A 20,165-nucleotide genomic window follows, 5' to 3' on the forward strand; every position below is an offset into this window, starting at 1 on the left:
CAATCATCCTATTCCCAAAAACTTGCGGAACCGTTTGAAGGCGCCTGCCTTCTCGTCTAGCAGCATGAGCGGAACCATATCGCCCAAAATGCGGCGGGCAATGTTGCGGTAAGCAATCGCCGCGCGCGACGAAGGGTCCATCACCGTAGGCTCGCCTGTATTTGCGGATTTAATAACCTTCTCATCATCCGGCACGATGCCGAGCAAATCAACGGCGAGCACCTGACAAATTTCATCAATATCAAGCATTTCGCCGCTCTTCACCATGTTCTGACGAATACGGTTAATGATGATTTTGGCGGCAATGCCTTCTTTCTCAAGCAGGCCGATTACTCGGTCCGCATCGCGAACGGCAGCATTTTCTGGCGTCGTTATAACAATAGCCCGGTCTGCGCCGGCAATCGCATTACGGAAGCCCTGTTCAATTCCGGCTGGGCAATCAATAATGACATAATCAAATTCCTTCTTCAGCTCCAGCACCATGTCTTTGACCTGTTCGGGCGATACATCATTTTTGTCCTTCGTTTGGGCAGCTGGCAGCATGTACAGCTCGTCAAAGCGCTTGTCCTTGATCAGCGCTTGATTCAAGCGGCATCGACCTTCTGCCACATCGATAAGATCATAAATAATGCGGTTTTCCAGTCCCATAACAACATCCAAATTACGCAGTCCGATGTCGGTGTCAACCATACATACCTTCTTGCCAAGCAGAGCCAGTGCCGTTCCCAGATTAGCGGACGTAGTCGTCTTGCCAACGCCGCCTTTTCCAGATGTGACAACAATCGCTTCTCCCATAAGTTACACCCCTCTTAACATAATCGGATTATTGCGTAAACGGTATAATTGCGAAATTTTATCCATTTGCATCGTTCCCTCATTCAAAAAAGCAAACTCCATCGCCGGATCGCCCGACATCCATTCCTCCGGCGGCCTGCTAATGATATCTGCTATTCGCAATTGCGTCGGCCGCATCAGCGATGCCGCAATAATAACATCCGTTCGGCCGTTCACACCCGCATGAGCAACGCCGCGCAGCGCGCCCATCACATAAATATCGCCGGTGCTTATAATCGTTCCACCCGGGTTTACATCCCCCGTCAGCAGCAAATCGCCTTCACGCTCCATCGTTTGACCCGATCGAATAATTCCGCTAATGAGCTGAATGCCCGGTGGCGATTGCGACGGCTGGCTGCCTGTCGCGGACTCCGATTCCACCGATTGTACAATCAGATTGCCCTGCGCGCGAATTACCGTTCGAATCCGTTCTTTATCCTCATCGCCAAGCTGTCTAGCTCCCAGCTTGACATGGACGTGTACGAGCGGGCCGGTGAGCAGCTGCTGATGGGTTTTCTCCAGCTTGTAGTGCAGCTCATCAAGTAATAAATCAAGCTCACAACTATCGTCGAGAAGGAACACGAGACCTTCCTTGACGCCTTTAATCATAATATGCTGCTTTTCGGCCACGATTGTCCCTCCCCAACGTATTGCATTCTTTTCGAAACAATCGAATTCCTGCTTTATCCGCCAATTTATTCCTCATCCTGGTCCTGATTAAGCTTCGCATCCTGCTCATACAGCTTTCGAACAGGCACATAAATAATCAGGGCAAAGGCAAGCTGCAAAAATAAGCTAGGTAAAATATGATCCAGCAGCGCGTAGGCATACGACTCCTCCGTCAACCGGAAAAGCGAATAAATGAAATAAACGGCTGAATCGTATGCGATGCATGCAAAGCCAATGACGGAAAGGCAAGTAAGCAGCGTGCTGCGGCGGCGATCGAACAGCAGTCCGGCAAAGTAGCCGATCAGCCCCATCATAAACGTATGGACGCCGAGCAAATGACCGTAATAGACGATATCCTGAATAAGTCCGATACCTAAACCAAACATCAATGCGCGATGGCGACCGCTATACAGAGCAGCATACAAGATAAAGACAAAACTGAAATGCGGGATAATTTTACTCGAATAATCCGCCGGAATGATCCAGGGCATAACGCTGCCTTCTATAATAAAAAGCAGAAACAACAGCAGGATAAGCCGATTTGTGCTCATCATACTCATTTGCCCGCATCCTCCGATGCAGCGACCTCGACGACAAACACCTCTTTAAGCTGGTTCAAATTAGCTGCCATCTCAATAGAAGCCGTATACGTCAAGCCAAAGTTGCCTTCTTCCTTCGTCTCTACTGTTCCAATTACAAGACCACGCGGATAAACGCTGTCGCTCCCAGAAGTAACAACCAGGTCGCCCACAATCATTTTGTCGTTCTCGGCGATTCTCGTCATAATCAACCGCTGCGTCTCATCATCATAGCTGGTAACCATCCCGAAAGAGTCGCTTTTGCCAAGAATCGTCGCCGCAATCGCATTGGAAGTCGGCGACTTGTCATCCAGCTCCGTAATCGGCATCACGGTTGCCGTATTCGGCCTTACTTGGCTGATAATACCGATAATACCGTCAATTGTCGTAACTGCCATGTTCTGCTTGATGCCATTCAGCGAGCCTAAATTGATTTCCAGCGTCTTGCTGTATGGATTATTGTCAATGGCAATGACATGGGCAATCCGGTAGTTATAATTGTTAATTTTTTTCTGCTGCTCTGTAAAATTCAGCTTTTTCTGCAAACTCTCATTTTCTTCCTGCAAAAAGTTATAGCCGATTTTGTCGCGGGCATAAGCCGCTGCTGTCAGTCTAAGGTACTCATTCTCTTCATAAATCGTCCGGAGTTTGCCAATATCCTCAAAGAAACCCGCTATTGAAGCAGCGGGCACATAAAACCATTGCTGAACGAATCCGACTGAATCTCCGATAAACTTCTCCGGCATACTCAGCTCCTTACGGTCACTTAGCGAGAAGCCGATGACCACAATGAACAGAATAAACCCGAACATAAGCATAAACATGCGCTTATTTCTAAACAGCTTAAACAGCTCGATCACCTGCCTGTTCTAATCACATTTTCATTTTTTGCCTAATAGACGGAAAGCTCTTCTAGCGTCTCGAACGACCGCCTGAGCCGCCTCTGCTCTTGAACAAATGAATATGGTCAAGCGAACGGCCGGTACCTATAGCTACACAGTCAAGCGGGTTGTCCGCAACAATGACCGGCATGCCTGTCTCGCGCTGCAGCAGCTTGTCCAGATTGCGAAGCAGTGCTCCGCCGCCCGTCAGTACAATGCCGCGATCCATAATATCCGCAGATAGCTCTGGCGGGCATTTTTCAAGTGTAATTTTAACGGCATCCACGATCGCTGTCACCGTATCCGCAAGCGCTTCGCTTACTTCATCCGATGTTATCGCAAGCGTCTTAGGCAAGCCGGATACGAGATCACGGCCTCTAATTTCCACCGATTCCGGCGGATCAAGCGGCAGTGCTGTACCCAGATCCATCTTAAGCTGCTCCGCCGTACGCTCCCCAATCATCAAATTGTAAAAGCGTTTAATATATTGGATAATCGACTCATCCATTTCATCCCCAGCGACGCGAATCGAACGGCTTGTTACAATACCGCCAAGCGAGATCACTGCAACCTCTGTCGTTCCACCGCCAATATCAACGACCATGCTGCCCGTCGGTTCCCAAACTGGCAGATCAGCGCCAATCGCTGCAGCGAACGGCTCTTCAATCGTATAGGCTTCGCGGGCGCCCGCTTGCTTCGCAGCATCTTCAACAGCGCGCTTCTCCACTGCAGTAATGCCAGACGGCACGCAAATCATGACGTTCGGATGGCGCGGAAACAAAGATTTCTGCTTTTGCGCTGAACGGATAAAATATTTAATCATCGTTGCTGTCGTTTCAAAGTCGGCAATAACGCCATCCTTCATTGGACGTACAGCGCGAATATTGCCCGGCGTTCTGCCGATCATTTTTTTCGCTTGCTCGCCAACTGCTTCTATTGTTTTCGTATCGGTACGCAGGGCTACCACAGACGGCTCCCTCACGACAATTCCTTTTCCTTTTACGTATACAAGCGTATTAGCTGTTCCCAAGTCAATGCCAAGATCTTTCGATAAACCACCAAACATGTTAGTGCTCCCTTCTGAAATGCCACAATCCTTCTTATTATATTACATGTAGCCTTGTTCCTTCAAACTAATAAACCTTCCATCACCAATAACCAAATGATCCAGCACTTCAATGCCTACCAACTCGCCAGCAGAGACGAGCCGCTTCGTCAGCGCAATGTCTTCAGGACTTGGCGTAGGATCGCCGCTCGGATGATTATGCACGCAAATGAGCGAGGCGCTGCTGCATTTAATAGCTGCACGAAATACTTCCCGCGGATGAACGAGCGACGCATTCAGCGTGCCCATCGACAGCGTCTCTTGGGCGATAATGTGATTTTTCGTATTGAGAAAAAGACAGACGAAATGCTCCTTTTTCAAATGACGAAGCTCATCCATGACATAATTCGCCGCATCCTCTGGCCTCTTCACCGTTACAACGTCGCCATTGCCTGTACGAGACACTCTGCGTCCGAGCTCAAGTCCTGCACGCAATTGAATCGCTTTCGCCGGACCAATGCCGCGAATCGCCGTCAGCTCTTCCAGACTCATATCCATCAAGTTGCGCAAATTGCCACATTCCTTCATGATATTACCCGCAAGATGGACAACTGATTCCTTTTTTGTACCTGTTCGCAAAAGAATGGCCAATAATTCCGTGTGACTGAGCGCTTCGGCCCCATATTTAATTAATCGCTCTCTTGGACGTTCTTCCTGTGGGACATCACGAATGAATTGGCGCTGCGGCTCCATGCCCATCCCTGCTTTCGTAAGTTAGCTTGAAGTACGTGGATCAAAATACATGTATGCGATACGCTGCGAGCATATCTGACAGCAGTGACAGCGGCAAGCCGACAACGTTGAAATAACAGCCCTCGATCCCCTCAACAAGCGTGGCCCCATAGCCTTGAATACCATAAGAACCGGCTTTGTCATGTGGCTCTCCAGTAGCTATATACCGATTAATCTGTTCATCCTTAAGCGGCCTCATATGCACCTTCGTCATGCGATGAGCCGAGGATTGTTCACCATTATGCGTTAAAACACAAGCTACACCTGTATATACTTCATGAGCTCTGCCTTGTAGGCTGCTCAACATAGCAAAAGCATCTGCCTCATCCACTGGCTTGCCCAGTACATGGCCATCCACAACGACAATTGTATCCGCGCCAACGACGATAGAGGGCTCGGTATTCCCCTGTTTCCGCAAAAGCTCAGCCGTTGCCCGCGCCTTGCGCAAGGAAAGCTGTTCTACAATTTGCTCGGGGCTCCAATCGGAGGGCACACTTTCGTCCGCTTCCGAGGACAAAATATAAACCGGCAAGGAAAGGTCAAGAGAGGCGACCAGTTCCTTCCGGCGCGGAGACGACGATGCCAGCACGAACTGGCTGATCGGATTCATAGGTATAGCGCTCCTTCGTTTAAACTTACATTTTGCGATAAAGCCATATAGCCACTATAACACCAATAATACTGAATAAGCTAATTTGGAAGTTAATCGTCATTGTAAAGCTCAGTACATATAAATCAACGGCAGGAGACCACGAAGCCTGAATCGCTTTGGTCAAGAAAGTTATTCCCGGAATCGACTCCAGCCAGCGTGCCACCAAGGCCCCCGCAAGCAGACCGAGCACTAGGAAAAGCAATAACATCCAGCCGTTTTTCTTCATTGTTCAACGCCTCTCGCCAAGTAATGACAACTGCTCTCTATTATACCTTAGTATGATTTCCGTTTACAATGCGCGTATAGTCTCAAACCAAGATTTTTGTGTCAGGATCGCTTCCATTAGAGCTTGCTGCACCGACCACAAGTGCGCCTGAGAAGGATTTTTATCATATTCCGTAAGCGACGAAGCCGCCGTATTTACCGCTTGAACAACCGCACCCATCGACGCTTTACCCGCCTCGCCTTGAAGGCCAGACTCCATCACCTTTATGCTGAGCGTCCATTTTTGATGCTCCGCCCGCCAAGCCTTAGCCGCATTTTCGCCAAGTGGCGCAAGAATCGGCTGCTCCAGTTGGGCCAGCGCCAAATCATCCAGCATGCTTATCAAGGCATTCGTCTGCTCAAAAAAACGGCTTGCATCTGCCGCCTTCCCTGTAAAAGGAAACTGCTCTGGTGCCTGAACAATAAGCTCCTTCACATATACCTCAGTACCAGGCAGCATTTTGCTCAGCGCAATTGCCCTGCTGCGATCGCCTGCCATCCCCGCATATACCCGGTAGTCGTCTGCTGTTGTCACAGCAGCAGACGCAAGTCCCTTGCTAGCCAGCTCCTCCATTGCGGCATCCCTGCCCTCTGAATTGCTAAATACGCCATATTGCAGCAAATGGTAGGTCTGTGGTCGAATGGCCAGTTCCACCGTTTTAAGCGGCGCTGTTGAGCTTCCGCCATTCCCCGCACCTGCTCCCGTGCCCAAGCCATTTTCCGCATTTTGCGATGCTGGATTACCGCTTACCGCGCTCGACAGCTCGCCGGCAGAATTAGAAGAGCTAAGCGAGGAGGAATCCAAAAATAAAGACAACAGCAAATAACCGAATAATGCCCCCGTTGCCAGCGCCCCTGCTACCGATAAAAAAACATTGATCCATGATGGCGAATGTCCAAGCCTGCGTATCGAGCGTACCGGACGGCTGCCTGGATCAAGCTCAGGCGAATGCCGCTGGCCGTCATTAGTCCGACCATAGCGGGTATTTTCTGGCCCATGCTCCATTGCATCGCCACTCCGTTTTGAGCCGCCGAAAGTAGGAGCCTGCTGCTGTTGGAGGTCATTAAATGGTGGAATGGCTCCCTTATCCCCCGTCTGATACTGCTCTTCAGTAACGCCCACAGGCGGCTCATTATCTGCGACATGTCTGGACGTTTTCGTAGCTATAGACGAATCGACAGGCGAATGGGTACGATTAACTGTCACTGTATTAGATTCGTCAGGCAAGTGATGATCCGACTCGCGAATCAACTGTTCCAACTGATCCATCTCCTCGTCGACCTGAGTGCTCCAAGGACTGAACTGCGCATCTGAATAAGAGGCTGTATTTTTATATAGGGGGATGACTCTCGCAAAATCTCCCTGCTTCGAAGCGCTTAGCTGCGCAGCAGCAACTGGAACTTCCACAGCTGGCTCCGCTGTGGCCATCTGCTTGTTTTCGGAGCGCGAGGCTTGTCCGGCTTGGTCGAAACGGTACGTAATGCGGTTTTTTGAGTTCATGTCATTCTCTCCTTGTCTCATTCTTCTATTCCTACTCTATGAGACAATTAAGAGATTTATGATTATGAACAAACGGATACGCAAGCGTAAACGGCTGAAGCCGTCCTTTGGTGGCAAAGCTGCCGTTTCAAGGGTGAAATATAAGCTCATTTATAAGTGTGGAACTTATAAATGCTTATATTTTAAATAACATTCGCAGCTTACCTCAAGTTTCGTACAGTCGACAACCTTTTTTGCTATAAAAATCAAAGGGAATTGTATCCAGCGTATAAATGCTGCGGTAGCTCATTGGAATGATTGTTTTAAATCGCGTCAAAGACATTGCCATCGTTTGGGAGCAGCTCCCTTTTGCTCCAAAAAAACGCTGGAAAACGATTTTCACGTTTTCCAGCGTTTAATGGAGATCCTTATGCAAAGGACAACTGCTTTATTTACGGCCTGCCTTTAACCATTTAGCCAAAGCATCCGCTGTTTTCCAAATATCGCCGGCTCCCATCGTGATGACAAGATCGCCAGCCGAAGCAGCTGACTTCAAATACTCCAGCACTTCTTCCTTTGTTGCAATAAACGTCGTATTCGCATTGCTGTTCGTCTTAATCAGCTCAACCAGCTTCTGCGAGTTGACGCCCTCAATTTGCTGCTCGCCAGCTGGCGAATAAATATCGGTAATGATGACCTCATCCGCCTCCGGAAATGCCCGGCTGAACTGGTCGAGAAGGAAATAGGTACGCGTATAGCGCTGCGGCTGGAACACAGCTACGATCCGTTTGCCTGTCGCTTTGGCAGCACTGATCGTCGCGCTGATCTCGGTAGGATGATGGGCATAGTCGTCAATAACGAGAATGTCCTCTACTTCGCCGAGCACCTGGAAACGACGCTTCGCTCCAATGAATTCACGAATGGCACCCGCAATTTGCGCAAATGGCAGCCCTGCTTCCATACAGGTAATAATAGTAGCCATCGCGTTATATACATTATATTTACCTGGTACAGACAGTTCAACCTCGCCCAGCAGCTTCCCAAGATGGGTCATCTGGAACGATACTTTGCGGTCACCCAGCACGACTTGCTCTGCTTTATAGTGGGCCTCACCATCAATGCCGTAAGTAACGAGCTGAGATGGATCGAGTGATTTACTTGCATACAGCTTGCTAATGATTTCGTTAATATTGTCATCGTCAGCACATACGATAGCTTTGCCATCCTGCTTTACCTGCGACAGAAATTGAACGTAGGCATCTTTCAGCTTGCCAAAATCGCCATCATAATTTTCCAGATGATCCGGCTCAATATTGGTCACAATCGAAATCGACGGATGGTAATGCAGGAAGGAGCCATCGCTCTCATCTGCCTCCGCTACTACGTATTCGCCGCTTCCGGCTTTTGCATTCGTACCCACGTTTACGATCTCGCCGCCAATAATGTAGGTTGGATCCGTTCCGCAGTTTTCCATCACAAGGGCAATCATCGACGAGGTCGTCGTCTTGCCATGAGCGCCTGCAACGGCAACGCCTTTGCCTTCATTCATCAGCTGGGCAAGCATTTGGGAGCGATGCAGCACCGGAATATTTAGCGCCTCCGCTGCACGCCGCTCTACATTGTCTTTGGTCAGAGCTGTCGAGTAAACAACAAGCTCAGCACCTTTAATATTTTCCGGTTCATGACCGATATAGATTTTTGCGCCTTTCGCCACCAGCTTCTCTGTGAGTTCCTGACGAGCGACATCAGAACCAGTTACCGTATAGCCCTTCTCCAGCATGACGCGGGCGATAGCACTCATCCCGTAACCGCCTATTCCGATGAAATGAACATGTTTTGCTGTATTCAAAGACGGTTCACCAACCTTTTTCAGAATCCGAGTTGTACAATAAGAGGGAGCGAACGTCCGCTATTAAATAAAGCGTTCCGGTCACAACCCCAAGGTCTGTTTCCCCGGTCAAATGCTGCAGCTGCTGAAGCGCCGCTTTCCAGTCAGGCTCTACAATCAGCTCAAAAGCCTCATTCCCCTGCACAGAACGTATGAGATCAGCCAGCGCCTGCGCATCTTTTTTGTTGCGAAAATCAGGCTCGGTCACAATTAGCGTATCTACTATTGGCAGTATATGCTTCATAACCTCACGATGATTCTTATTATCCAGCATACCCATCATTAGGATTAATCGATCATAGCGATAGGTTGTTTTTAATGCAGCAGCAAGCGTCTGTGCTCCCTCAGGATTATGTGCTCCATCAATGAGAATACGCGGGGAATGGGACACCATTTCCAGGCGCCCAGGCCATGCCGCAAGGCGCAGCCCCTCCTCCAGCGCATCATCCTCCACGATAAGAGCCGCATATTGGCGAAGCACCTCAAGCGCCATCACTGCAACCGCTGCATTCGTGCGCTGATGAGCGCCGTTCAGCGTGATCGTCAGCGGATGGATAGGGCGGAAAAGCCCATCGAAACGGAACGTTTGCTCATCCTCGCAAACCGAAAGCGCCGTCTCACTGAACTGCTCGCCTAACAAATACAGCGAGCTTTTGCTGTCGTTCGCTTTTTGCCGAATAACTTCGATCACTTCTGGCTGCGTAACCGCACTCACGACAGGAACGCCGGGCTTAATAATGCCTGCCTTTTCCGCCGCTACCTTCTCCAGCGTATCGCCAAGGCGATCCATATGGTCATGCCCGACATTGGTAATGATGGAGAGAACAGGCGTCACAATATTAGTAACGTCCATTCGTCCGCCAAGCCCCGTTTCCCATACGACATAATCGGGATAGGTTACCGTCGCGAAATACAAGATGGCCAGCGCCGTAGACACCTCGAACATCGTCGGAGAGCCCTGCTCGGTTGCCGCAATTTCCTCAACGACAGGCTTTAGCACATTCGACAGTTCAAGCAGTGTCTGCTCTTCAATATCAGCGTTATTATATTGAAAACGATTCGTAAACTTCGTAATGTATGGCGATGTAAACGTACCTACATCATAACCGCATTTAATGAGCGTGCTCGTCAAAAAAGCACAGGTAGAGCCTTTGCCATTCGTTCCAGCCACATGGATAAATTTCAGTCTGCGATGTGGATTATTAAGCCGCTCCATTAAGAGCAGGATACGCTCAAGACCAGGCCTTATCCCGAAAGGAATAAGACCATTAATCCAATCTACTGCTTCCTGGTACGACTGCAGCCCGCCGCTTTCCGGCTGGCCCGAGAGCTGATTCGTCATCGTAGAAACGCCTTCTTTCTTCCCGGTGTCTATCCTCGTAAATCCGCGATTCTAGCTTGAACCTTATCACGTTTGTCCGCATAATCCTTCATTTTGGAGCGTTCTTCTTCGATGACCTTCGCAGGCGCCTTCGCAACAAAGCCCTCATTGCCGAGCTTCTTCTCAATGCGGGTTACTTCGCCATTCAGCGTGGCAAGCTCTTTTTCAAGGCGGGCAATTTCCTGCGAAATATCAATCAGCCCTGCTAGCGGGAAGTACAGCTCCGCACCCGTAACAATACTGCTCATCGCCTTATCCGGAGCTGTTAACGCAAGACCTGCCTCCAGCTTCGAGGTTCCGCAGAACCGGCGGACAAATTCATCATTGCGGGTCAAAATGATCGCCTCGGCTTCGCTCGTCGGCTTAATCAACAGTTCGATTTTTTTGCTCATCGGCACGTTTACTTCCGCGCGAACGTTACGCACTGAACGGATAATATCCATCAGCAGCTCCATTTCCTTCACCGCTTCAGGCGCTTCCAGCGCAGCATCGTATTCCGGCCATGCTGCAAGCGTAATCGTCTCTCCTTCATGCGGCAGATGCTGCCAAATTTCCTCACTGATGTAAGGCATAAACGGATGAATCAGACGCTGCGTGCGATCAAGCACATAAGCGAGTACCGATTTAGTCGCTTGCTTCGCTTCTTCATCGCTGCCATAAAGGTTAAGCTTCGCAAACTCAATGTACCAGTCACACAGGTCATCCCAAATGAAGTTGTACAACTGGCGGCCCGTTTCTCCGAACTCGTAGTTGTCCATCAAGCGGGTTACTTCGCGAACCGTTTCGTTCAGACGGTGCAAAATCCAGCGATCCGCCGTACCCAGCTTGCCGGTAATATTAATGTCGCTTGCGTTGAAGCCTTCCAAATTCATCAGTGCAAAGCGCGACGCATTCCAAATTTTATTGGCAAAGTTGCGCGACTGCTCGACCTTTTCAAAGCGGAAGCGCAGATCCTGCCCCGGCGTGCTGCCTGTCGAAAGCATATAACGCATCGCATCTGCGCCGTACTGTTCAATGACTTCGAGCGGATCGACGCCGTTGCCAAGCGACTTGGACATTTTATTGCCGTTCGCATCGCGTACGAGACCATGAATCAGCACGTCCTTAAACGGCTTTTGATCTGTGAACTCGAGTGCAGTAAATATCATTCGAGATACCCAGAAAAAGATAATGTCATAGCCCGTCACCAAAACATTCGTCGGATAGAAGCGTTTTAAGTCCTCGGTCTGCTCTGGCCAGCCAAGCGTCGAGAACGGCCATAGACCCGAGCTGAACCATGTATCCAAAACATCCTCGTCCTGGCGCAGCTCCGTGCCACCACAAGACGAACAGCTTGTTACTTCTTCATGGTCTACATGCATTTCACCGCAGGCGTCGCAATACCAGGCCGGAATACGATGTCCCCACCACAGCTGACGGGAAATACACCAGTCGTGTACATTTTCAATCCAGTGCAAATAAATTTTCTCAAAACGATCCGGAACGAATGTTACACCGTCGCTGGACTTTTGCGCTTTAATTGCCTGCTCAGCGAGCGGCTTCATTTCAACGAACCATTGCGTTGACAAATACGGTTCAACTACCGCACCGCTGCGCTCGCTGTGACCAACCTGATGCACGTGATCCTCGATTTGAATGCATACGCCTTGCTCCTGTAAATCCTTCACGAGCTGCTTGCGGCAGTCAAAACGGTCTAATCCCGCATAAGGGCCAGCTTCAGCATTCATCTTGCCGGACTCGTCCATAACGATTATTTGCGGCAGGTCATGACGAAGGCCTACCTCGAAGTCATTCGGATCATGGGCTGGCGTAATTTTCACAGCCCCGGAGCCAAATTCCTTGTCTACGTATTCGTCGCCAATAATCGGAATTTCACGTCCAATAACCGGCAATACGATCATTTGACCAATCAGGTGCTGATAACGCTCATCTTCAGGATGAACAGCAACCGCGCTATCGCCCAGCATCGTTTCCGGGCGCGTTGTCGCAACCGTAATATGCCCTGAGCCGTCCTTCAAAGGATATTGCAAATGGTACAAATGACCGTTCAGCTCTTTATGCTCCACCTCAATATCGGACAAAGCCGTTCTCGCAGCCGGGTCCCAGTTGATGATTTTTTTGCCGCGGTAAATGAGGCCCTTCTTGTAAAGCTGTACAAACACCTCGCGCACAGCCTTCGACAGCCCCTCGTCAAGCGTGAAGCGTTCGCGCGAATAATCAAGCGATAGCCCCATTTTGGCCCATTGGCCGCGAATCGTTCCCGCATATTGCTCCTTCCAATCCCACACCTGCTCCAAAAAAGCCTCGCGTCCGAGATCGTAGCGGGATTGTCCTTGCTCGCGGAGCTTCTGCTCCACTTTCGTCTGTGTGGCAATACCTGCGTGATCCGTTCCTGGCAGCCACAAAGCATCAAAGCCCTGCATCCGCTTAAAGCGAATGAGAATATCCTGCAAAGTGAAATCGAGCGCATGCCCAATGTGCAAAATTCCCGTTACGTTCGGCGGGGGAATAACGATCGTATAGGTCTTGGCCTCTGGGCGCTTGCCCGCTTCAAAAAATTTTCCATCCATCCAGAAGTCATACCACTTCAATTCAGCGGCTTTCGGGTCGTAGGTCGTCGGCATCGCCGGCGTCGTTTGATTTTCAGACATAAGCTCCATCCTCCACAAATCGCATAATGGCATCCATACTTAATTTTGAATACAAAAAAACCTTCCGCCCTTATAGCAAAGGACGAAAGGTTAGCTTCCGTGGTACCACCTTTGTTCCGCGCGTCTTGCAGCTGCACGGCACTCAAACAGATAACGGCTGTGGCCGGCTTGAATTAACGAATAGCGATCCGCTTGATTCAAGCAACTCCAGGGCGACTTGTACGAGTAAAATCCTGCGGAACTCTCAGCACTAACGGCTCCGCTCTCTGAAGGCTTGGCTGCGTACTCTTCCCCTTCAACGTCGTTCGTTGACTTTAAGACATATTTATTTAATAATATACTCTTTGTGAAAAAAAGTCAAACAACAAGGCACATTCAAGCTCTTTTATACTTGCTGGGCACATAAAAAAGAGCTTTGACTGCTATTTCACAGATCAAAGCTCCTTTTATTTAACAGCCTGTCGCTACGGAATATAAAGCAGCTGCCCTTCCTCTACCGCCGACTCATTCAAGCCGTTGTACAGCAAAATCTCTCGCGGGTTCAAGCTATAGCGCACTGCAATGGAATCAAGCGTCTCATCGCGCTGCACAATGCATACCCGGATTTTACGGAATTCATGCTCATCGGATTGCTTCAAAAATAAATTGCGCCACTCGATTTCATCGCCTGCAGGTTGCTGAGCCTTCGTTTGCTCAAGCGCATAATCCGCCGCCTCCTGCTCAGCCTGCCGCGCCAATTGCTCACGCTTGCTCGTTTGCAGAAGCGTCACAAGCCCGACGCCTGATGCGGGAGCTCCAGTTGCTTCCGGCGCCTTGCTGCCAAAGGCAATGCGCATCTCCTGCTTCTCCGGCTCCACTTGCTGCTCCGAACCTGCTTCCTCCGACTCCTGCCACTGACTCAAACGCTCCTGCTCGCTATCCTGCCACGGGGATGTATCGCTGCTCTGCTCTGCTCCCGTCGGAATGTAAGGCTCCTCTGCCTGCTTCGGTTGTCCCCCCGGGCTCCAGCCAAAATCCTCCGCCTGTTGATAGGCAGAAGCTCCCTGCTGCCTATCCTGCGCAATGCCATGACCAAGCCCCGTTACGGCTGGCTGCTGCTCAAAAGCAGACGGTGGATTGTAATTAGCGTTAAAGCTCGGCTGCGTCCCGGAATGACCCTGCCCCTGAAACCACTCTGCTGCCGACCAGCCTGCATCACGCGGCGAAGGCGAGATCGTAACGCCAGCCTCCGGCCCTTCTGCTTTCTCGCTTTCGTCAGCCGCTTCATACGCCCGCTCATTATAAGCATTATAAGCATTGTAAGCCTCAATCTCGGAGTCAGACTCAGCGAACTGTTGAACTCCATTAAACTCTTGAGCCTCATTATACTCTTGATTCTGAACCTGCTCACCCCTGAAAGGCAATTGCTCTTCCTGTCCAGTAAAATATGGCTCAGCTTGCAATCCCAAAGCGGCCTGATCAGCTTCATCATCCTCGTCAGCAGCAAATGGTTCGCTGCTACTATACTGAGGCGCCTCTTCGACCGAAGCCTGGCTCGTATCTACGCGATCATGGACGACGGTGAATGGCTCCTCGCGCCACGCTTCCTCCAGTTCCTGCTGCGGCTCCACAAGAATGCCGCGCAGCGACAGCACACCGGTAATGTTTAGCGTTCGCGAGGAAAGCAAATCCACGTCGAAATTATCAATTTCCACCGTCACATCGTCCAGCCGTGAAATCCGGTTCAGCGGCATCGTAATTTCGACGGGGATGAAATGCTCCAGTGCCTGAAGCGGAGCCGCTTCGTTCGTACTGCGATATACCCCGCTTAGCAGCAGCTGGCCTTTCAAAACCGCATGATCCCCCTGTTCAACAACCTGAATGCGAGGCACAAGCTCAATTTCTTCCAGCTCATCGATATCGGCAACTTCATCCGACAGATGCACGCGTTCATACACGTCAAAGCGCAAGCCTTTCGTTTGATCCGTCACGCTCAAGTCCTCCCTCCCTATACTGACCCATTTCGTCGCAACTCTTAGACAATGCTTGGGCTAAAAATGCTACTCTCACTAATTATCTATATGGGCATAGGGGGGAGAGCATGACTATCTTTTGCAGCAGCTACAATTTAGCCCGCAATTCAGTAAGCCAATCGGGCTCAGGCGCCGCAACTTCCACAGGCAAATCTGTCCACGGATGGGCAAAAATAAGGCGTTCGCCATGCAGCGCCTGCGTCTTCAGCAATTGCACAGAGCCGCCATAAAGCGAATCGCCAAGCAGGGGATGGCCCAAATGGCTCATATGAACGCGAATTTGATGCGTTCGTCCCGTCTCCAGCTGCAAACGGACCAGCGTAGCGGCTGCATAGTTCTCGGCCGTTTCATAATGGGTGACAGCGGCATCGCCGCCCTGGGCCACACGCCGTCTGGAGCGATGATGGCGGTCCTTGCCAATCGGAGCATCAACGGTGCCCGCAGGCGGACGCAGCCGTCCTTGAACAAACGCCATATAGCGGCGGTCAATCGCCTTGCGGCGCATCGCTTCGTCCAGCTTCCACTGGGCGAAATCATTTTTGGAATAAAGCACGGGGCCCGATGTATCTTCATCGAGACGGTGGATGTGGCGGACAGGCAGCGGATCTCCTTGCAGCAGCATATGACGAGCCGCCGCTTCATCCAGCGTTCCCGCCTGATTGGCACCTGTGCCATGTACAGGCATGCCTGCGTCCTTATAAAGCACGAGGCAAAAATCATCCTCGAAAAGAACAGTTGGAACGGGACTGCCTTGCGACAGCTTCGCTTGACGGTACAAGGAATCACTAAGCGGGTTCGCAGCCGGAAAGGCGAGCAAGCCCAGACGCTGTCCATCAAAGCGGATGCCCCCGACGGAGAACAGCCGATTGATCCATTTTTCTGGAAAAAGAGAACGGGCCAGCAGCCACTGCCGCACTTGATGCGGATGACTGCTGGCCTCTAATGCTCCGGTGCGTTCTCCAGGTTGCCCGTCATAATTTGGTGCAGACCATGAGCCTTCTGACAGCTCCTGCCAATCCAGCTCAAGCCACTCCCCCGCCCGCTTATAGTGAAGCATTGGCATGGAATGAAACCTCCTATTTTCGAATGCAATCGCCTAAATTGCTGCTTGCTAGAACTACAACCTGCTCAAAGCAGTCCTGTTTGCAGCAATCGTTGCATCAATATCTTCATCCGTATGGACAGCTGACACGAACATGCCTTCGAACTGCGATGGAGCAACGCTCACGCCAAGCTCCAGCATAGCGGCAAAATACGCCTTGAAGCGCTCTAAATCCGCTGTTTTGGCTGTATCGTAATTGATGACATGCGTTTCGGTGAAAAACGGGCATACCATCGAGCCGACACGGTTGATCGTCGAAGCAATGCCAGCCGCCTTCGCATTCGCTTCGAAGCCGCGCTGTAAACGGACCGCTTGGCGCTCCAGCAGCTCATAGGTCTCCGGCGTCAGCAGCTTCAGCGTCGTATAGCCAGCAGCCATCGCCAGCGGGTTGCCTGACAGCGTGCCCGCCTGATAAATCGGACCGCTCGGCGCCATAAGCTCCATCAGATCGCGTCTGCCGCCATATGCGCCGACCGGCAATCCGCCCCCGATCACCTTGCCAAAGCAAGTGATGTCTGGCTTAATGCCATACAGACCCTGCGCACTGCTGTAGTGGACGCGAAAACCCGTCATCACTTCATCAAAAATAAGCAGGCTGCCGTATTGCTCCGTAATGTCGCGCAGTCCTTGCAGAAAGCCCGGAAGCGGCGGGACAACGCCCATGTTTCCGGCAATCGGCTCGACGATGATACAGGCAATTTCCTCGCCGTACTTTTCAAATACGAGCTTGATCGACTCGATATCATTGTAAGGCACCGTAATCGTCTGGGAGGCAATGCTTTCCGGAACGCCGGGACTGTCCGGCAAGCCAAGCGTCGCCACACCAGAACCCGCTTTAATGAGCAGGCTGTCGGCATGGCCGTGGTATGAGCCTTCAAACTTGACGATTTTGCTGCGCTTTGTAAACCCGCGAGCCAGACGCAAGGCGCTCATTGTCGCTTCCGTGCCGGAGTTGACCATCCGGACCACATCAACCGAAGGAACACGCTCGCACACAAGCTCCGCCATAAGCGTCTCCAGTTCCGTAGGCGCCCCAAAGCTGGTGCCTTTTTCCGCGGTGCGCTTGATCGCTTCAACGACCTCTGGATGCGCGTGGCCCATAATAAGCGGTCCCCATGAAGCGACATAGTCGATGTAGCTGTTGCCGTCGATATCAAATACGCGGCTGCCTTGGCCGCGCTCCATATAAACCGGATTCAATCCTACGGATTTAAAAGCGCGAACCGGACTGTTCACGCCGCCCGGAATTACTTGCTTGGCCCGCGCAAATGCCTCGCGTGAGCGAATATCGCTTCTGCCTGAAGATGAATGACTCATCGACTATTCAGCCCCTTTCAACCAACGTGCAGCATCCTTCGCATGGTACGTAATCAAAATGTCCGCGCCCGCGCGCTTCATTCCGGTCAGCGTCTCCAATACGACAGCGCGCTCGTCAATCCAGCCATTTGCCGCTGCCGCTTTTACCATTGCATATTCGCCGCTCACATTGTACGCCGCCACTGGTAGATCAAAATGCTCCTTCAGCAGGCGAATAACGTCCATATACGCAAGCGCTGGCTTAACCATCAGCATATCCGCGCCTTCAACGACGTCGGACTCCGCTTCCCGCAGCGCCTCGCGCGCATTGGCAGGGTCCATCTGATATGTCTTGCGGTCGCCGAATTGCGGCGTTGAATGTGCCGCTTCACGGAACGGGCCATAAAAAGCAGAAGCATATTTGACCGAGTAGGACAAAATCGGAATATGTGTAAAGCCCGCTTCATCCAAACCTTCGCGAATAGCGCCCACGAAGCCGTCCATCATGTTGGACGGAGCGATCATATCCGCGCCTGCCTCAGCTTGTGAAACGGCTGTGCGAACGAGCTGCGCCAGCGAAGCATCGTTATCGACCTCCGCATTGCCTGTACGCTCATGCACATGGATAAGGCCGCAATGACCGTGATCTGTAAATTGGCATAGGCAAGTATCTGCTACAACGAGCAGCTCAGGCGCCCAGCCCTTTACAGCACGAATAGCCTCCTGCACAATACCGTCAGGAGCAAATGCGGAAGTGCCTTCGCTATCCTTCGCAGCAGGAACGCCAAACAGCATGACGGATGGAATGCCCAGAGCCACAACTTCCCTGATCTCCTCTTCCAAGCGGTCTAATGAAAAATGATAAACGCCCGGCATCGATGTGATCTCTTCCTTCACGTTCGTGCCCACCGTCACAAAAATCGGATAAATAAAATCATTAGCAGAAAGCGCCGTTTCCCTCACCATACTGCGAAGAGCGGCGGATTGCCGCAATCTCCGATGCCTTACGACAGGAAATGCCATCTTCCATTCCTCCTCCAACTGTTTTGTGAAGCTTGTGTCGCGCCAATAGTTAAAAAATAATGCCTTATCCCCGTTCCGCGATGCGGAACTTAATCATCGCATCGATAAGCGATGGTATCGTCGCCTGCTCGGCCTCTGCGGCTACACGCAAGCCTGCTTCCTTCATCGTAGCTGACGTCAGCGGCCCTATGCTGATCGCCGGAATGTCCAATATCGCCTGCACAGGATCGCTAATGCCGCTGCGGCGCAGCTTCTCCAGCAGGTTCGTTACGGTCGAGGAGCTGGTGAACGTAATCATATGAATCTGCTTCTCGTCGATCCATTCCAGCACCTGATCATCCTGCGTATCGGCAAGTACCGTCTCGTATACGTCGATTTCCGTTGGCAGCAGCCCCTTGGCCGCCAATTCGCGCGGCAGCACCTCGCGTGCCAAATCACCGCGCGGCAGCAGTACCCGCTCGCCAGCTTGCAGCTCTCCTGCAAGCTGCTCCAGCAGCCCTTCAGCCTGGAACTTTGCCGGCAGCAGCTCGACGGTCAGCCCGCGATTTTCCAGCGCTTCAGCTGTTCTCGGGCCAACGGCCGCGATTCTAGCCTTATGGAAGCGCCGAATATCGATTCCGAAACGCCGCAGCCAACGATAGAAATAGTCCACGCCGTTCACGCTCGTGAACATCAGCCAGCCATATTGCTCCGCTTCCGTAAGCGCAGCTCGCAGTGTAGCGACCGCTGTGGCCTCCTCTGGCTCCCGGATATCAATGACAGGGTATTCGCATGGTTCACCGCCCAGCTCATCTACCAGGTCAGCCAGCTCGCTTGCCTGCGCTCTCGCTCTAGTCACCAGCACGCGCGTGCCGAACAGCGGCTTGCTCTCGTACCACTGCAATTGCTCGCGCTGCAGCACGACATCACCAACGACGATGACAGCCGGCGGCTGAAAATTCGCCTCACGCACAATTTGCTCGATCGTAGCAAGCGTGCCGACAACCGTCTGCTGCTCGACCCTCGTTCCCCAGCGCACCAGCGCAACAGGCGTTGTGTCAGGCTTGCCATGTTTCATGAGCTGATCGGCAATATAGCCAATCTTGGCTACGCCCATCAGAAATATAAGCGTTCCCGTCGCATTCGTTACCTTGTCCCAATAAATCGAGCGATCCAGCTTATCGGGGCTTTCATGTCCCGTTATGATCGAAAGTGAGGAAGCAAAATCACGATGCGTAACCGGAATGCCCGCATAAGCAGGCACAGCGATCGCGGAAGTAATGCCCGGCACGATTTCAAAGCCTATGCCGTTTTCCTTAAGCAGTCCCGCTTCCTCGCCTACGCGGCCAAAAATCGTCGGATCGCCGCCCTTAAGCCGCGTCACCACCTTGCCCTGCAAAGCAAGGTTCACAAGCAGCTGGTTAATTTCCTCCTGCTTCATCGTGTGGCGGTCGGGAAGCTTGCCTACGTATACTTTCTCGGCGCCCGGCTTCATATGCGCAAGCAGCCTTGGGCTTGCCAAGCGGTCATAGACGACAACATCGCTTTTCTTCAAATATTCCAAGCCGCGCAGCGTAATCAGCTTGGCGTCACCCGGACCCGCACCAACCAAATAAACGATACCTTTCCCCATCACTT

17 protein-coding genes and 1 other annotated feature are annotated in these 20,165 nt (G+C 51.5%); all 17 genes read right to left on the reverse strand.

Annotated elements, in window-relative coordinates:
- Positions 1 to 3: 3 nt before the first annotated feature.
- Entirely contained in the window at positions 4 to 795 is a 792-nt protein-coding gene (gene minD, locus ABEW34_RS00395) for a septum site-determining protein MinD (protein WP_046229380.1), read from the reverse strand.
- 3 nt (positions 796 to 798) lie between these two features.
- Positions 799 to 1,467: a septum site-determining protein MinC gene (locus tag ABEW34_RS00400; RefSeq protein ID WP_430154118.1), complete on the reverse strand. Its 669-nt coding sequence runs from the start codon at positions 1,465 to 1,467 to the stop codon at positions 799 to 801.
- 62 nt (positions 1,468 to 1,529) lie between these two features.
- Positions 1,530 to 2,063 (reverse strand): rod shape-determining protein MreD, encoded by a 534-nt coding sequence (gene mreD, locus ABEW34_RS00405; protein WP_430153865.1) that lies wholly within the window; start codon positions 2,061 to 2,063, stop codon positions 1,530 to 1,532.
- Positions 2,060 to 2,905 carry a rod shape-determining protein MreC gene (mreC, locus tag ABEW34_RS00410; RefSeq protein ID WP_430153868.1) on the reverse strand — a complete coding sequence of 282 codons (846 nt, stop codon included), beginning with the start codon at positions 2,903 to 2,905 and terminating at the stop codon, positions 2,060 to 2,062. Before mreC ends, mreD begins: the two co-directional genes overlap by 4 nt.
- Before the next feature lie 88 nt (positions 2,906 to 2,993).
- Complete coding sequence (locus ABEW34_RS00415; protein ID WP_099521294.1) at positions 2,994 to 4,028, reverse strand: rod shape-determining protein; 1,035 nt, start codon at positions 4,026 to 4,028, stop codon at positions 2,994 to 2,996.
- 42 nt (positions 4,029 to 4,070) lie between these two features.
- Entirely contained in the window at positions 4,071 to 4,760 is a 690-nt protein-coding gene (gene radC, locus ABEW34_RS00420) for a RadC family protein (RefSeq protein ID WP_430153870.1), read from the reverse strand.
- Positions 4,761 to 4,800: 40 nt separating this feature from the next.
- On the reverse strand, positions 4,801 to 5,409 hold the full coding sequence (locus ABEW34_RS00425; protein ID WP_430153873.1) for a Maf family protein: 609 nt from the start codon (positions 5,407 to 5,409) through the stop codon (positions 4,801 to 4,803).
- A gap of 25 nt (positions 5,410 to 5,434) precedes the next feature.
- Positions 5,435 to 5,677, reverse strand: a complete 243-nt coding sequence (locus ABEW34_RS00430) for a DUF4321 domain-containing protein (RefSeq protein ID WP_338555257.1) — start codon at positions 5,675 to 5,677, stop codon at positions 5,435 to 5,437.
- A 63-nt stretch (positions 5,678 to 5,740) separates the two neighbouring features.
- Positions 5,741 to 7,216, reverse strand: coding sequence for an SPOR domain-containing protein (locus ABEW34_RS00435; protein WP_430153875.1), 1,476 nt, complete (start codon positions 7,214 to 7,216; stop codon positions 5,741 to 5,743).
- 427 nt (positions 7,217 to 7,643) lie between these two features.
- On the reverse strand, positions 7,644 to 9,044 hold the full coding sequence (gene murC, locus ABEW34_RS00440) for a UDP-N-acetylmuramate--L-alanine ligase (RefSeq protein WP_430153877.1): 1,401 nt from the start codon (positions 9,042 to 9,044) through the stop codon (positions 7,644 to 7,646).
- Positions 9,045 to 9,051: 7 nt separating this feature from the next.
- A complete protein-coding gene (locus ABEW34_RS00445; protein ID WP_430153879.1) occupies positions 9,052 to 10,425 on the reverse strand; it encodes a bifunctional folylpolyglutamate synthase/dihydrofolate synthase in 1,374 nt (457 codons plus the stop codon).
- A gap of 29 nt (positions 10,426 to 10,454) precedes the next feature.
- Positions 10,455 to 13,115 carry a valine--tRNA ligase gene (locus ABEW34_RS00450; RefSeq protein WP_430153882.1) on the reverse strand — a complete coding sequence of 887 codons (2,661 nt, stop codon included), beginning with the start codon at positions 13,113 to 13,115 and terminating at the stop codon, positions 10,455 to 10,457.
- A 75-nt stretch (positions 13,116 to 13,190) separates the two neighbouring features.
- Positions 13,191 to 13,423: a binding site (T-box leader), on the reverse strand.
- A gap of 156 nt (positions 13,424 to 13,579) precedes the next feature.
- Entirely contained in the window at positions 13,580 to 15,085 is a 1,506-nt protein-coding gene (locus tag ABEW34_RS00455) for a LysM peptidoglycan-binding domain-containing protein (RefSeq protein WP_430153885.1), read from the reverse strand.
- A gap of 130 nt (positions 15,086 to 15,215) precedes the next feature.
- Positions 15,216 to 16,190: an RluA family pseudouridine synthase gene (locus ABEW34_RS00460; protein WP_430153888.1), complete on the reverse strand. Its 975-nt coding sequence runs from the start codon at positions 16,188 to 16,190 to the stop codon at positions 15,216 to 15,218.
- Between the two features lie 54 nt (positions 16,191 to 16,244).
- Positions 16,245 to 17,546, reverse strand: a complete 1,302-nt coding sequence (hemL, locus tag ABEW34_RS00465; protein ID WP_430153891.1) for a glutamate-1-semialdehyde 2,1-aminomutase — start codon at positions 17,544 to 17,546, stop codon at positions 16,245 to 16,247.
- 3 nt (positions 17,547 to 17,549) lie between these two features.
- Positions 17,550 to 18,548 carry a porphobilinogen synthase gene (gene hemB / locus ABEW34_RS00470; protein ID WP_430153892.1) on the reverse strand — a complete coding sequence of 333 codons (999 nt, stop codon included), beginning with the start codon at positions 18,546 to 18,548 and terminating at the stop codon, positions 17,550 to 17,552.
- A 64-nt stretch (positions 18,549 to 18,612) separates the two neighbouring features.
- Positions 18,613 to 20,160, reverse strand: a complete 1,548-nt coding sequence (gene cobA, locus ABEW34_RS00475) for a uroporphyrinogen-III C-methyltransferase (RefSeq protein WP_430153894.1) — start codon at positions 20,158 to 20,160, stop codon at positions 18,613 to 18,615.
- Positions 20,161 to 20,165: the final 5 nt, after the last annotated feature.

Origin of the sequence: Paenibacillus algorifonticola, from assembly GCF_050481745.1 — a bacterium.
In the GTDB taxonomy this organism is placed as follows: Bacteria; Bacillota; Bacilli; order Paenibacillales; family Paenibacillaceae; genus Pristimantibacillus; species Pristimantibacillus algorifonticola_A.

What these genes read in the sequence shown, in the direction of transcription:
- minD (WP_046229380.1), bottom strand. Translation starts at nt 795, where the DNA reads ATGGGAGAAGCGATTGTTGTCACATCTGGAAAAGGCGGCGTTGGCAAG.
- mreD (WP_430153865.1), bottom strand. Translation starts at nt 2,063, where the DNA reads ATGAGTATGATGAGCACAAATCGGCTTATCCTGCTGTTGTTTCTGCTT.
- mreC (WP_430153868.1), bottom strand. Translation starts at nt 2,905, where the DNA reads ATGTTTATGCTTATGTTCGGGTTTATTCTGTTCATTGTGGTCATCGGC.
- ABEW34_RS00415 (WP_099521294.1), bottom strand. Translation starts at nt 4,028, where the DNA reads ATGTTTGGTGGTTTATCGAAAGATCTTGGCATTGACTTGGGAACAGCT.
- radC (WP_430153870.1), bottom strand. Translation starts at nt 4,760, where the DNA reads ATGGAGCCGCAGCGCCAATTCATTCGTGATGTCCCACAGGAAGAACGT.
- ABEW34_RS00425 (WP_430153873.1), bottom strand. Translation starts at nt 5,409, where the DNA reads ATGAATCCGATCAGCCAGTTCGTGCTGGCATCGTCGTCTCCGCGCCGG.
- ABEW34_RS00430 (WP_338555257.1), bottom strand. Translation starts at nt 5,677, where the DNA reads ATGAAGAAAAACGGCTGGATGTTATTGCTTTTCCTAGTGCTCGGTCTG.
- ABEW34_RS00435 (WP_430153875.1), bottom strand. Translation starts at nt 7,216, where the DNA reads ATGAACTCAAAAAACCGCATTACGTACCGTTTCGACCAAGCCGGACAA.
- ABEW34_RS00445 (WP_430153879.1), bottom strand. Translation starts at nt 10,425, where the DNA reads ATGACGAATCAGCTCTCGGGCCAGCCGGAAAGCGGCGGGCTGCAGTCG.
- ABEW34_RS00450 (WP_430153882.1), bottom strand. Translation starts at nt 13,115, where the DNA reads ATGTCTGAAAATCAAACGACGCCGGCGATGCCGACGACCTACGACCCG.
- ABEW34_RS00460 (WP_430153888.1), bottom strand. Translation starts at nt 16,190, where the DNA reads ATGCCAATGCTTCACTATAAGCGGGCGGGGGAGTGGCTTGAGCTGGAT.
- hemL (WP_430153891.1), bottom strand. Translation starts at nt 17,546, where the DNA reads ATGAGTCATTCATCTTCAGGCAGAAGCGATATTCGCTCACGCGAGGCA.
- hemB (WP_430153892.1), bottom strand. Translation starts at nt 18,548, where the DNA reads ATGGCATTTCCTGTCGTAAGGCATCGGAGATTGCGGCAATCCGCCGCT.
- cobA (WP_430153894.1), bottom strand. Translation starts at nt 20,160, where the DNA reads ATGGGGAAAGGTATCGTTTATTTGGTTGGTGCGGGTCCGGGTGACGCC.